This is a genomic window from Pseudomonas atacamensis (genome assembly GCF_017167965.1).
Classification (GTDB): Bacteria; Pseudomonadota; Gammaproteobacteria; order Pseudomonadales; family Pseudomonadaceae; genus Aquipseudomonas; species Aquipseudomonas atacamensis.
The window spans coordinates 4,284,213-4,296,548 of the sequence record NZ_CP070503.1 but is presented as its reverse complement, the minus strand read 5'-3'; the positions used below and the strand labels follow the sequence as shown (position 1 = coordinate 4,296,548).

The 12,336-nt window shown below is 58.7% G+C and carries 13 protein-coding genes; 9 read left to right on the top strand and 4 right to left on the bottom strand.

Going from position 1 to position 12,336, the window contains the following annotated elements; genetic code table 11:
- The first annotated feature begins 166 nt into the window (after nucleotides 1–166).
- The 3 genes from brnQ to JWU58_RS19565 all read left to right on the top strand — a co-directional run bounded on the left by brnQ (nucleotide 167) and on the right by JWU58_RS19565 (nucleotide 2,886).
- A complete protein-coding gene (brnQ, locus tag JWU58_RS19575) occupies nucleotides 167–1,480 on the top strand; it encodes a branched-chain amino acid transport system II carrier protein (protein WP_016773681.1) in 1,314 nt (437 codons plus the stop codon).
- Between the two features lie 267 nt (nucleotides 1,481–1,747).
- Complete coding sequence (locus tag JWU58_RS19570) at nucleotides 1,748–2,485, top strand: DUF599 domain-containing protein (protein WP_016773682.1); 738 nt, start codon at nucleotides 1,748–1,750, stop codon at nucleotides 2,483–2,485.
- Entirely contained in the window at nucleotides 2,485–2,886 is a 402-nt protein-coding gene (locus tag JWU58_RS19565; RefSeq protein ID WP_016773683.1) for an MAPEG family protein, read from the top strand. The genes JWU58_RS19570 and JWU58_RS19565 overlap by 1 nt, the downstream gene beginning before the upstream one ends.
- A 62-nt stretch (nucleotides 2,887–2,948) precedes the next feature.
- Here the strand turns inward: JWU58_RS19565 and JWU58_RS19560 are convergent, their stop codons facing one another.
- Nucleotides 2,949–3,185 carry a hypothetical protein gene (locus tag JWU58_RS19560; RefSeq protein WP_007959016.1) on the bottom strand — a complete coding sequence of 79 codons (237 nt, stop codon included), beginning with the start codon at nucleotides 3,183–3,185 and terminating at the stop codon, nucleotides 2,949–2,951.
- A gap of 158 nt (nucleotides 3,186–3,343) precedes the next feature.
- Between JWU58_RS19560 and JWU58_RS19555 the strand changes: the two genes are divergently transcribed.
- The 4 genes from JWU58_RS19555 (at nucleotide 3,344) to JWU58_RS19540 (ending at nucleotide 7,054) form a co-directional block, all read left to right on the top strand.
- Nucleotides 3,344–3,820, top strand: a complete 477-nt coding sequence (locus JWU58_RS19555) for a PaaI family thioesterase (protein WP_206420828.1) — start codon at nucleotides 3,344–3,346, stop codon at nucleotides 3,818–3,820.
- Nucleotides 3,817–4,269: a PaaI family thioesterase gene (locus JWU58_RS19550; protein WP_071171477.1), complete on the top strand. Its 453-nt coding sequence runs from the start codon at nucleotides 3,817–3,819 to the stop codon at nucleotides 4,267–4,269. Before JWU58_RS19555 ends, JWU58_RS19550 begins: the two co-directional genes overlap by 4 nt.
- Nucleotides 4,270–4,351: 82 nt before the next feature.
- Complete coding sequence (gene htpG / locus JWU58_RS19545; protein WP_038861952.1) at nucleotides 4,352–6,256, top strand: molecular chaperone HtpG; 1,905 nt, start codon at nucleotides 4,352–4,354, stop codon at nucleotides 6,254–6,256.
- A gap of 69 nt (nucleotides 6,257–6,325) precedes the next feature.
- Nucleotides 6,326–7,054 carry a dienelactone hydrolase family protein gene (locus tag JWU58_RS19540; protein ID WP_122611617.1) on the top strand — a complete coding sequence of 243 codons (729 nt, stop codon included), beginning with the start codon at nucleotides 6,326–6,328 and terminating at the stop codon, nucleotides 7,052–7,054.
- 86 nt (nucleotides 7,055–7,140) lie between these two features.
- On the opposite strand, the gene JWU58_RS19535 is transcribed toward JWU58_RS19540, so the two are convergent.
- Nucleotides 7,141–8,013: a pirin family protein gene (locus JWU58_RS19535; RefSeq protein WP_123442819.1), complete on the bottom strand. Its 873-nt coding sequence runs from the start codon at nucleotides 8,011–8,013 to the stop codon at nucleotides 7,141–7,143.
- Between the two features lie 61 nt (nucleotides 8,014–8,074).
- The gene (locus JWU58_RS19530) at nucleotides 8,075–8,491 is read right to left on the bottom strand and encodes an OsmC family protein (protein ID WP_206420827.1); all 417 of its coding nucleotides are present in this window, start codon (nucleotides 8,489–8,491) and stop codon (nucleotides 8,075–8,077) included.
- 129 nt (nucleotides 8,492–8,620) lie between these two features.
- Here JWU58_RS19530 and JWU58_RS19525 point away from each other — a divergent pair, with 129 nt between their 5' ends.
- Nucleotides 8,621–9,667 (top strand): amidohydrolase family protein, encoded by a 1,047-nt coding sequence (locus tag JWU58_RS19525; protein ID WP_206420826.1) that lies wholly within the window; start codon nucleotides 8,621–8,623, stop codon nucleotides 9,665–9,667.
- A 138-nt stretch (nucleotides 9,668–9,805) separates the two neighbouring features.
- A complete protein-coding gene (locus JWU58_RS19520) occupies nucleotides 9,806–11,431 on the top strand; it encodes a methyl-accepting chemotaxis protein (RefSeq protein ID WP_206420825.1) in 1,626 nt (541 codons plus the stop codon).
- A gap of 191 nt (nucleotides 11,432–11,622) precedes the next feature.
- Here the strand turns inward: JWU58_RS19520 and JWU58_RS19515 are convergent, their stop codons facing one another.
- Nucleotides 11,623–12,336: a DUF3108 domain-containing protein gene (locus JWU58_RS19515; RefSeq protein ID WP_056783915.1), complete on the bottom strand. Its 714-nt coding sequence runs from the start codon at nucleotides 12,334–12,336 to the stop codon at nucleotides 11,623–11,625.

Genomic DNA, 12,336 nt, shown 5'->3' with positions numbered 1-12,336 from the left:
GCGTTTGTCAGCCAAATTCGTTAGGCTGGCAGCCATTTTTGCGTCCGCCGCCCACAAGGCAGCCACGCGCTTTAAGGGTCAGTCCCATACGGATCGACAGCATTTCCCTAATCCAACAGGGCAATCCCCCTCTAAATTCCGATTTCAGTAGTGTGGTATTTCCTTAATGAAAGTTTTGAAAGGTCAGGACATCCTGGCACTTGGTTTTATGACGTTTGCCCTGTTTGTCGGGGCCGGTAACATCATTTTCCCGCCGATCGTTGGCTTGCAGGCCGGACCTCACGTCTGGATGGCTGCGCTGGGCTTTCTGATTACCGCCGTCGGTTTGCCGGTAGTCACCGTGGTGGCGCTGGCCAAGGTCGGCGGCGCGATGGATGCGTTGAGCAGCCCGATCGGCAAGATCGCCGGCGGTATCCTCGCGGCGGCATGCTATCTGGCTGTGGGTCCGCTGTTCGCCACTCCGCGTACCGCGACCGTTTCCTTCGAAGTGGGTCTGGCGCCGTTGACCGGCGAGAGCCCGCTGGCGCTGTTCCTCTACAGCTCGGTGTACTTCCTGCTGGTGTTCTTCATTTCGCTCTACCCTGGGCGTTTGCTGGATACCGTTGGCCGCTTCCTCGCACCGCTGAAAATCATTGCGCTGGCAGTACTGGGCATCGCCGCGTTTGCCTTGCCGGCGGGTGACATCGGTCACGGCACTCCAGAGTATGTGGCGGCACCGTTTTCGCAAGGCTTCATCAATGGTTACCTGACCATGGATACCCTCGGCGCACTGGTATTCGGCATCGTTATCGTCAACGCGATCCGCTCCCGTGGCGTCGAGTCGCCGGCGCTGATCACACGTTACGCGATCATCGCCGGGCTGATTGCCGGCGTGGGTCTGGCACTGGTCTACGTCAGCCTGTTCCGCCTCGGATCCGGCAGCCATGAAGTCGCGGTCGGCGCCACCAACGGCGCGGCGGTGTTGCATGCTTACGTGCAGCACACCTTCGGTTCGCTGGGCAGCGGTTTCCTTGCGGTACTGATCTCGCTGGCGTGTCTGGTCACGGCGGTCGGCCTGACCTGTGCCTGTGCTGAATACTTCAGCCGTGTGCTGCCGCTGTCCTACAAGACGCTGGTGATTATCCTCGCAGCGTTTTCGCTGCTGGTCTCCAACCTCGGTCTGACCAAACTGATCGCCTTCTCGATTCCGGTACTCACCGCGATCTACCCGCCGTGCATCGTTCTGGTCGCACTGAGCTTCTGCAAGGATTTCTGGCATGAGCACGGGCGCATTCTTGGCCCGGTGATGTTGGTTTCCTTCGTTTTCGGCACCATCGACGCCCTGAAAGGCGCTGGTCTGGCCGACTGGATGCCAACTCAGCTGACCCATCTGCCGCTGAGCGAGCAGGGTCTGGCGTGGCTGGTGCCGTGCGTGATGACCCTGGTGGTCGCCGTGGTCTGCGATCGTCTGCTGGGCAAGCGCAGCGAAGTCACTGCCTGACGTGGTTCGGACCCGCCACAAGTGGGTCGAGCACGGTTAAACGGAAATGCCCCGTATCAATCGATACGGGGCATTTTTTATGCGCGGGAGGCAGTGTCTTTTTTGCTGAGCTAACGTCGAAGGGTTGCCGAAATCGTTATGTGGGAGCGAGCCCGCTCGCGAAAGCGTTGTGTCAGCCGCCATGAGTGTTGGGTGGTACGTCGCTTTCGCGAGCAGGCTCGCTCCCACAGGTCATTCATACCGTGATCACATTTCACAAGGAATTGCATGTCGTTCATCCAAGCCAATCTGATCCACTTGCTCGCCGCCGTCTGGTTTGTCGTCTGCTGGGGCGGTTACACCCGTTATGCCACCTGGAAGGCCCGTGATACGGCGTGTCTGGCCAGCGTGTTGCACCTTTACCGCGAAGACTGGATGCGCCGCATGCTGCTGCGTGACAACCGCATCGCCGATGCCAGCGTGATCGGCAATCTGGAGCGCAACGCCTCGTTCTTCGCATCCAGCACGCTGATCATCCTCGCCGGTATTCTCACCGTGCTCGGTGCGTCCGACCGAGCTGTGTCGTTGTTGGCGGATATTCCGATGGTGCAACAGGCCTCGCAAGGCATGTCGGAGATCAAGTTGCTGTGCCTGGCACTGGTGTTCGTCTATGCGTTCTTTACTTTCAGCTGGTGCATGCGCCAATACAACTTCGCGGCGATTCTGGTCGGTTCAGCGCCGATGATCGGCGAGCGCCAAGTGACCGAGCAGGAACGCAAGGCCTTCGCTTCACGGGCGGCGCGAGTGATTTCGATGGCGGCCAACCAGTTCAACTTCGGCCTGCGCTCTTATTACTTCGGCATGAGCATGCTGGCGTGGTTCGTCAGCCCGTGGCTGTTCATGATCATGAGCGCGGGCGTGGTGGTGGTGTTGTATCGCCGCGAGTTTCATTCCGACGTTCTCGATGTCATGGTCTATACCCCTACAGAGGCGCCCGTCCCTGAGGCGAACAAAGAGGCTGTTTGATGAGTATTCCGTTCTGGTGTGTGTTTATCAGTGCTTTATTGATCTACGTGGCGCGCATGCCGGTGGCCAAGGCCATGAAAGAGCAGGGCGGGTATGACAATCACTTGCCTCGGCAGCAGCAGGCGCAGTTGACCGGCTTCGGTGCGAGGGCGCTGGCGGCCCATCAGAACAGCATCGAAGCCTTCATTCTGTTCGCGGTCGGTGTGCTGATGGCGCACACCACGCAAACCGCGGGTTGGCTGATCGATGCGCTGGCGATCATCTTCGTGATCTCGCGAGTGTTCTATCTGTGGTTCTATCTGGCCGATCTGGCGAAGTTGCGCAGCCTGATGTGGCTAGTTGGCTTCATCTGTTCGTTGTTGCTGATGATTAGTCCGACTTTTAGAACCGTGTTGCTCTAACCGGTAAATCGCAGGCAAAAGAAAACCCGCACTTGGCGGGTTTTCCTTTCACACCACAAAGCTTATTGCTTTTTGGCGGCTTCTTCTTGAGCAGCGGCGTTCGATTCAGCCTGAGCTTTGGCAGCTTCGGCGTTTTCTTTTGCTGCGTCGTTCACTTTATCCTGAGCTTTGTTCATGTCTTGCTGAGCTTGCTCAGCATGTTGGTTGGCATCTTGAGCTTTGTCCTCGGATTTTTTATCGCAGGCAGCGAGACCGAGGGAAGCGGTCAACATCAAGGCAATAGCTAAAGTCTTACGCATGGGGTGTATCTCCTTATGGAAAATAACTACTGGCCTTAAGAACTCGGCGCTACGGGTTAAGTTCCTCAATTGTTTCAGATATATAAGTTTGTTTTATCACGGAACTTTTGCCGCTTTTCTCACTACTGGCACAAGGCCCAAACGCGAGTAATTATCACATGGCCGAAAACCCCGTTTTTGAGCGCGCGACGCGCTTTTTATCGGCATTGCGACACTGTCAGGTCTTGGGGCTGCAAGTGCGCAGTGCCTCCAGCGAAGGGCTGACGGTGATCCTGCCGTACAGCGAAAAAATCGTCGGCAATCCCGAAACCGGAGTCATTCATGGCGGCGCCATCACTTCATTGATGGACACCGCCTGCGGCATGTCGACCCTGTGCGTGCTGCCGGAGTTCGAAGTCTGTCCGACCCTCGATCTGCGCATCGACTACATGCACGCCGCTGAACCGAACAAAGCCGTGTACGGTTTTGCCCAGTGCTATCGCGTCACCACCGACGTGATCTTTGCCCGTGGTTTTGCTTACCAGGACGATCCCGAGCAACCGATTGCCCACGTCGTCGGCACATTCATGCGCATGGGCATCGGTCTGAAGGGCAGCAAGGGTTTCGCGGGCGCGATCAAGGGAGCGAGCCAATGAGCAACGAACTCAGGGAGCAGCTGCAACAGGCCCATGCACAGGGCGATTACACGCCGCTGCTGGCGTTGATTCCTTATGCCGGGCTGATCGGTATCGAATGCTCGCGAGTCGGCGATGAGTTGCTGTTCAAGCTGCCGGCGAACAAGGACAACATTGGTAACCCTTTATTGCCGGCGATCCATGGTGGCGTGATTGCCGGGTTCATGGAGCTGGCCGCCGCCCTGCATTTGCTGATTTTCACCGGCACGCCGGGTGTGCCGAAGATCATCGATTTTTCCCTCGATTACCTGCGCGCCGGGCAGTTTCGCGACACTTGGGCCAGGTGTCAGGTCTGCCGCCAGGGCCGTCGCGTCGCTAACGTAGCGGTCACTGCCTGGCAGAGTACCGAGGCCGAACCGATCGCCACCGCCCGCGCGCACTTCAAAATTGATGAGCCCTTGAAATCCTGAACAGCGCCCCCAACTCAGATGACAACCCGCCGCAGACCATTTCGGGTCGCGGCCACTGCCATCTGATTGGAGTTTGATGACCATGAGTGTGGAAACTCAAAAGGAAACCCTGGGCTTCCAGACCGAGGTAAAGCAGCTGCTGCACCTCATGATCCATTCGCTGTATTCGAATAAGGAAATTTTCCTTCGCGAATTGATCTCGAACGCCTCTGACGCTGTCGACAAGCTGCGCTTCGAAGCCCTGGCCAAGCCTGAGTTGCTCGAAGGTGGCGCTGACCTGAAAATCCGTGTGAGCTTCGACAAGGACGCCAAGACCGTCACCCTCGAAGACAACGGTATCGGCATGAACCGTGACGATGTGATCACCCACCTGGGGACCATCGCCAAATCCGGCACCGCCGACTTCATGAAAAACCTGTCCGGCGATCAGAAGAAAGATTCGCACCTCATCGGCCAGTTCGGTGTCGGCTTCTACTCGGCCTTCATCGTTGCCGACAAGGTTGATGTTTACAGCCGTCGCGCCGGCACTGCCGCCAGCGAAGGCGTGCACTGGTCGTCGAAAGGCGAGGGCGAGTTCGAAGTCGCCACCATCGACAAGCCAGAGCGCGGCACCCGCATCGTCCTGCACCTGAAATCCGGCGAAGACGAATTCGCTGATGGCTGGCGTCTGCGCAACATCATCAAGAAGTACTCCGACCACATCGCTTTGCCGATCGAACTGCCGAAGGAAGTCACTGCGGCCGAAGGCGAAGAGGCTCCAGCCGTTGAATGGGAAACCGTCAACCGTGCCAGCGCCCTGTGGACCCGTCCGCGCACTGAAGTCAAAGACGAGGAATACCAGGAGTTCTACAAACACATCGCTCACGACTTCGAAAATCCGCTGTCGTGGAGCCACAACAAGGTTGAGGGCAAGCTCGAGTACAGCTCGCTGCTGTACGTGCCGGCCCGCGCACCGTTCGACCTGTACCAGCGTGAAGCGCCGAAAGGCCTGAAGCTGTACGTGCAGCGTGTGTTTGTGATGGATCAGGCCGAGTCGTTCCTGCCGCTGTACCTGCGCTTCATCAAAGGCGTGGTCGATTCCAACGACCTGTCGCTGAACGTGTCGCGTGAGATCCTGCAGAAAGACCCGATCATCGATTCGATGAAAACCGCGCTGACCAAGCGTGTGCTCGACATGCTGGAAAAACTGGCGAAGAACGAGCCTGAGCAATACAAAGGCTTCTGGAAAAACTTCGGTCAGGTCATGAAAGAAGGCCCGGCAGAAGATTTCGCCAACAAAGAAAAAATTGCCGGTCTGCTGCGTTTCGCATCGACCCAGGGCGACGACGGCGAGCAGGTTGTCGGTCTGGCTGACTACCTGGCCCGCGCCAAGGAAGGTCAGGACAAGATCTACTACCTCACCGGCGAAACTTACGCGCAGGTCAAGAACAGCCCGCACCTGGAAGTCTTCCGCAAGAAAGGCATCGAAGTGCTGCTGCTGACCGATCGCATCGACGAGTGGCTGATGAGCTACCTCAGCGAATTCGACGGCAAGACGTTTGTCGACGTGGCGCGCGGTGACCTCGATCTGGGCAACCTGGATTCGGAAGAGGACAAGAAAGCCGCAGAAGAAGTCGCCAAGTCCAAAGAAGGCCTGGTCGAGCGTCTGAAAACTGCTCTGGGTGATTCGGTGGCTGAAGTCCGCGTGTCCCATCGTCTGACCGATTCGCCGGCCATTCTGGCCATCGGCGAACAGGATCTGGGTCTGCAAATGCGCCAGATTCTCGAAGCCAGCGGGCAGAAAGTCCCGGATTCGAAGCCCATCTTCGAATTCAACCCGAGCCACCCGCTGATCGAGAAACTCGATGGCGAGCAGAGCGAAGAGCGTTTTGGCGACCTGTCGCACATCCTCTTCGATCAGGCCGCCCTGGCGGCGGGCGACAGCTTGAAGGATCCGGCCGCTTACGTGCGCCGGCTGAACAAGCTGCTGGTTGAACTGTCGGTTTGATCACGTTGTAGGAAAAACCCGCTTCGGCGGGTTTTTTCGTTCTGGTGTTTACTCAATCAGGAGTCAGAAATGAGCCAAGTCACTGTACGTTCCGTGGTCTATCAGATTGACGGCCAGGCCTATGAAGGTCGCCTGGCGTTCGACGCCGAGCACAAGGCTGCGCGCCCGGGTTTGCTGATGGCGCCGAACTGGATGGGCGTCAGCGCCGGTGCCGAAGACATCGCCAAAGCGGTAGCGGCCAAGGGTTACGTGGTGCTGATCGCGGATGTCTACGGCCAGAGCGTGCGTCCGCAGAACGCTGATGAGGCGCTGGCAGCAATGATGCCGCTCAAGGACGACCGCGCGCTGTTGCGCAAACGTCTGCAAGTGGCTTTCGAGCAATTGCAGAGCCAGGGCGAAGCCACGGTGGATACTTCGAAACTGGCGGTGTTCGGTTTCTGCTTCGGTGGTTGCTGTGCGTTGGACCTGGCTCGCACGGGTGCGCCGGTGAAAGCGGCGGTGTCGTTCCACGGCACGCTGGATTCGCCGAACCCGGCGGATGCGCAGAACATCAAGGGCTCGGTGCTAGTGCTGCATGGCGCGTCCGATCCGTTGGTGCCGAAGGAGCAACTGCCAGCGTTCGAAGAGGAAATGAACGCAGCGAAGGTCGACTGGCAACTGCTCAGCTACGGCGGCGCGGTGCACTCGTTTACCGATCCGCATGCCAACGTACCGGGCAAGATGATGTACGACGAAAAGACCGCCAAGCGCGCGTTCAAGTCGATGCATGATCTGCTGGATGAAGTGTTCAAGGGCTGATTGCCCTCAGATCAAAAGATCGCAGCCTTCGGCAGCTCCTACATGAATCCGGTATAGGAGCTGCCGAAGGCTGCGATCTTTTGCTTTTAACGGCTTGCCGGTAGCTCGATTCGCTCGATTTCCCCCGGCACCGTCGGCCAATCCTTGGCCGCCCACTTGCGCCGTGCCTCATCAATCGCCGCCGGATCACTGGCAACAAAATTCCAGTTGATCCGCCTCGGACCGTCCAGCGCCGCGCCGCCGAACACCACCGCGTGCACATCGCTTTCGGCAAACAGGCTCATCTCTTCGCCGGCTGGCAACACCACCAGCGCTTGCGGCTCGATCGCCTCGCCATTCAATTGCGCATCACCGCTCAACACGTACACCGCGCGTTCTTCATGCTCGGTGGGAATCAGCAGGGTGGTCGCGGTCTGCATCTTCACTTCCGCATACAGCGTAGGAGAAAGCACTGGCACCGGCGATTCCAGGCAAAAGCCTGACCCGGCAATCATGCGAATCTGCACGCCAAGGTTATCGCTGACCGGCAGCGTCGCTGCCGGGTGATGGCTGTAATGCCCCGGGCCCTGTTCGTGTGCCTTGGGCGAGGCCAGCCAGACTTGCAGGCCATGCAAGGTGAAGGTCTCGGCGAGCAGTGGCGCTGGCGTACGCTCGACGTGGGCGATGGCGCTGCCGGCGGTCATCCAGCTGACATCGCCGGCGCCGACCACTTGATCGGAGCCCAGACTGTCCTTGTGCTGCAATTGCCCTTCGAACAGATAGGTAAGCGTCGACAGACCAATGTGCGGATGCTGGCGGATATCCATGCCTTTACCCGTCGGATAAATCGTTTCGAGCATGTGGTCGAAAAACACGAAAGGCCCGACATTGCGGCATTTGGCTGACGGCAGCGGGCGCAGGATCGGCTGGCCTTCGACGTCTTCGGCGCGCGGGCGGATGATCAGGAGTGGCGTGTCCATGGTGCATTCCAGGCTGAGCGGGTGATGCCAGAAGCATAACCCGCCGCTGGCATCAGGAGGATTATTGGCTGTCGAAGCCTTGTGGTGCGTGGGTTTCGATACTGACTTCGCTGGTGGTCATCAATTTGTGAATCGGGCAGCGATCGGCCACACGCAGCAGTTCCTCGCGCTGGGCTTCGGTGAGTACGCCTTTGAGCGTAAGGGTGACATGCAGGGCGTATTTGCCTTTCTGCTCCTGGCTGTTGTCGCGCTTTACCTCGACTCCCACGCCGGTCAGCGGGATGTCTTTTTTCTTCGCATACATCTTCACGGTCAGCGCTTTGCAGGCGCCCAGCGCAGCGTCGAAGTAATCGTGTGGCTCTGGCGCGGTGCCTTCACCTCCGGCGGTTTTCGGTACATCGGCAAACAATTCGTGGTCGTCGATCTGGACGGTGTGACGAAAACCTTCGGCAGAGACGGTATTGACGGTAACAGTCATGGAAACCTCACAGGCGGCAGGAAAAATCGTTCGATCAAAGCAGACCTTGCAGTTATAGAGCATTCCCGGCAGTGGGCGTTCCGCTTTTCGGCAGGGATGAACCCTTGTCGTTCGGGCGCGGTCTAGGCTATGCCCATCTGCCGGAGATTACTTGTGTCCTTGTCTCGTCTGAGTCTTGCCTGTCTTCTGCTGTTCGCTGGCAGCGCCAGTGCCCGCGAATACACCTACAGCGATGCGCACCTGCATTACGTGGATTTTTTCCAGGAAAGCGCCGGCATGCAGAAATTGCTCACGGCCATGAAAGAAAATTCCATCGAGCACGTGATGATTTCCGGCATTCCCGTGGCGAAGAAATGGCATGAAGACGAACCCAAGCGCCCGCGCTATTACGCCGGTGATGACGCCGATGCCTATTGGTACAGCGCCACCGATGTGATCATTGCCGACGCGGTGCAAAAACTTGCGCCGGAGCAGCGCCAGTACTTTCATCCGTTCCTGTCCGGCTTCAATCCCAATGACAAGAATTCCGCCGCGCACATCCAGCGCATGCTCGATCTGTATCCGGGGTTGTGGCAGGGCATCGGCGAGGTGTTCACCCGACACGATGACCTGACCGCGCTGACCTCCGGCGACACACCCCGGGCCAACAACGAGGCGATGACCAGGATCTATCACCTCGCTGCGGAAAACGATCTGCCGGTGATGCTGCATTCCAACATCACTTCCAAGCGTGAGAAAAATCCGCTGTATCTGAAGGAAGTTGAAGAGCCGCTGCGTAATCATCCGCACACGCGGTTCATCTGGGCGCACGCCGGCACCAGCGCCGAGATTCATCGGCATCAAACGCAATTACCGTTTCTCCTGCCAACCCTGACGCGCATGCTTGAGGCTTATCCGAATCTATTCATCGACCTGTCGTGGAGCATGCTCACACCGTATCTGCTGGACGAGCAGGGCAAGCCGCGCGCCGAATGGCTGGCGCTGGTGGAAAAGTATCCCGAGCGCTTCATGCTCGGCTCAGACATAGTAGGACGGTTCAACAAGCTCGGTCAGGAAATGCACAGCTACAAGCCGTTTCTCGATGCGCTGCCGGAGGCGGTGGCGCGCAAAGTCGCGCGCGATAACTTCCTAGCAATACTGCCGCGCAACACAGAAAAATCCGCTGCTCCGCGCTGAAACGTCAAAGCCACGGGTTCGGACTAGCCGCTCGTCTGCCTATCGCCTTTTCGTCTTACGCAATTTCACGGCAATGCCGATACCTTCTAAAGCAACCCGCTGCAGGCTGATGCAGCGCTTTTGGAAGGAGCCAGAGTGATGAATATCCGTAGTCTCAATATTGCCCCGCGTGCCGGTCTCGGTTTTGGCCTGCTGGCCTTGATGGTGTTCGCCCTTGGCGCGTTCGCCTTGCTGCAAATGTCGAACATGCGTGCGCAGTCCGATGAAGTCGACAACAACTGGCTGCCAAGCGTGATGGCGGTGGGTGAGATGAGTCAGGACATGCTGCGCCTGCGCGCACTGACCATGCGCCTGTTACTCAACCGTGACCCCAAGGCACTGGAGCAGAATGTCGCCAAGCTCGACGAACTGCGCAGTGGCTTGAGCGAAGCGCAGCAGCGCTATGACGGTCTGATCGTGCTGCCTGAAGAGCGCGTATTGTTCGAACGCTTCAAGGGCACCGAGCACAAATACCTTGAGCTTCAGGCACAAGTCCTACAGCTGTCGGCGCAGAATCGGGTCGCTGAGGCTGCGACGATTCTCAATGATCAGATGAGCCCGCTGGCCGATGAAATCGCCGCCACTTTGCGTGAGCTGGTCGAGTTGAATAAACAGAATGCCGGTCTGGCCACTGAGGCCGCGCGGCTGGTGTTCAAGCAATCGCGGCTGTGGGTCGCAGTAATGATCGCCATGGCCGCGCTGATTACCGTCGGCCTGGCGTTGCTGCTGACGCGCAGCATTGTCGTGCCGTTGTCGCAATCGCTCAGCGTGGCCGAAGTCGTGGCCGGCGGTGATTTGACCGGTGACATTCACATCGTTGGCAAAGACGAGCCGGCGCGCCTGCTGCAAGCGCTGAAAAGCATGCAGCACAATCTGCGCGACACGATCCGGCGCATTTCCGAGTCGTCCACCCAGTTGGCCTCAGCCGCCGAAGAACTCAGCAGCGTCACCGAAGATGCCACTCGCGGCTTGCATCAGCAGAGCCAGGAAATCGAGCAGGCCGCCACTGCGGTCAACCAGATGACGGCAGCGGTGGAAGAGGTGGCGAACAACGCCGTGGCCACGTCTGAAGCTTCCCGCGAATCCGACCGCATCGCCCGCCAAGGGCGCGAGCAAGTGCAGCAGACGGTGGCGTCGATCGAGTTTCTCGCTGGCGATGTCACCAATAATGCCGCGCAGGTCGAGGCGCTGGCGCAAAAGGTTCATGGCATCAGCAAAGTGCTGGACGTGATTCGCTCGATCGCCGAACAGACCAATCTGCTCGCCCTCAACGCCGCGATCGAAGCCGCGCGCGCCGGCGATGCCGGGCGTGGCTTTGCAGTGGTGGCGGATGAAGTGCGCGCGCTGGCGCATCGCACCCAGCAGTCGACCCAGGAAATCGAGCAGATGATCGGCGGGATCCAGCAGGGCACCGATTCGGCGGTCAGTTCGATGCAGCAAAGCAATTCTCGGGCGCGCTCGACTCTGGAATTGGCCAAGAGCGCAGGCTCGGCTCTGGAGGAAATTGCCTCGGCGTTTACCTTGATCAACGAGCGCAATCTGGTCATCGCCAGCGCCTCGGAAGAGCAGGCATCGGTGGCGCGCGAGGTGGATCGCAATCTGATGAATATTCGTGATCTGGCAATGCAGACATCGGCGGGGGCCAATCAGACCAGTGCGGCGAGTCAGGAGTTGTCGAAGTTGGCGGTGGATCTGAACGGGATGGTGGCGCGGTTTTCGGTGTGACCGCGCAATCCATTGCAATTGAAACCTGTGGGAGCGAGCCTGCTCGCGAAAGCGCAGTGTCAGCCACTGAAAAGGTTGGCTGAGCAGACGCCTTCGCGAGCAGGCTCGCTCCCACAGGGATTGTTATGTTTGCGTAAACTGCGGGCAATAAAAAGCCCCGCATTCGCGGGGCTCTTTGTTGTTGCGGTCGATCAGCTGCCTTTAACGGTTTTGCCGTTAACTGTGCCGTCCTGGAGCATGATGTTGTACTCCTTGCCGTCAGTCTCGACCTGTTGCAGACGCACCAGCAGGTAATCCCAGTCCTTGGCGAACCACAGCACGGTGATGCGCTTGCTTTGTGTCGGATCGCGCACGCGTTCGACCTTGATCGCGTCGATCTGGCCGGCCTTGGTGTCGACCTTTTCCGAACCCAGCACGCGGAAGTCGTAGGTGTCGACTTCGCCATCATCAACCACCTGATAGCTCATGCTTTTCTTGCCGGCGGCAACGTCGTGCTGCAGCGCCAGTTGATAGGTCGACTTGTCGACCATGCCACGGTTCAGCGGGATCTTCACCGCGTCGCCACGGTCGGTGCCGGTCACCAGTTTGTTGGCCCAGTCGAAGTCCAGATCAGCTTTTTTCGCTTTGCCCAGACCGCCACGTTCAAAGTGGTAGGACTGCGGCAGTAGGGTGTCCTTGTCCAGCTTCAGGGTGCTCTCTTCAGTCAGGCTGGCGATCATCATCGATGCCTTGAAGCTGAGCTTCCAGACGCCGTCGGCTTCCTTGGTCAGGCTGCGTTCGGCGGTGCCGCTCATGGGCAGCTGCTTCCAGTCGGCGGTGTAGCTGGCGGAGAACGGTTGAAGGTCCGCTGCCTGCGCGAAGGGCAGGGCGAGCAGAGCGCAAGCGAAGAGCAGGGCGCGACGCAT